2 protein-coding genes are annotated in these 675 nt (G+C 41.0%); both read left to right on the forward strand.

The features are described from left to right. On the forward strand, positions 1–183 hold a 183-nt coding region (locus tag A3738_RS31805; RefSeq protein WP_231876530.1), incomplete at its 5' end, for a hypothetical protein. 243 nt (positions 184–426) lie between these two features. Beyond that, positions 427–675, forward strand: a 249-nt coding sequence (locus A3738_RS30545) for a glycerophosphodiester phosphodiesterase family protein (protein WP_304440066.1), incomplete at its 3' end; no start/stop codon positions are given.

A 675-nucleotide genomic window follows, 5' to 3' on the forward strand; every position in this document is an offset into this window, starting at 1 on the left:
TCGAAAAGAAATCTTGTACAAACTAAATCGAGGCCGCCAGTTATCACGCACGTGAGTAGAGACGTTCTAAAATTTATGACAGTGACTGCAACAAAAAAGACCCATTACATTCAAAAAAACGACTCAAAAATGACTTTTTCTCCAAATACTTTAGAAGCCGCCACACCTTTGCTGGCTTTATAAAAACGACAGGAGGAAATCATGCGGATAATATTAATACTTCTCACTATATGCGTGTCATTCAATGTAAGCGCACACAACTCAAATACATACAAATCAAGCCATCACGCTGAATCAAAAACGATAAAAAAACTAGAACACAAACTTCATAAAACAGAACGAAAACTTCATCAAAAAGAATCGCGCATCGCTAAAAGACTAACAAAAGTTCAGCTTGGACCTCGGCCGTTCTTTCTGGTTGAAGATATGACTGACAGCAAATTAAAACGAAAGCTTCAAAGTTGTAAGTCGGGCCCATTTGCGCCAAGCAACTTCTCGATCGGACATCGCGGCGCCCCCATCCAATTTCCCGAACATACTAAAGAGTCTTATATCGCAGCGGCTAAAATGGGCGCTGGTATCATGGAATGTGATGTCACCTTTACAAAAGATCGCGCGCTAGTGTGTCGTCATGCGCAATGTGATCTCCACACAACAACAAACATTCTTGCAACG

The sequence above is a fragment of the Oleiphilus sp. HI0066 genome, assembly GCF_001635725.1.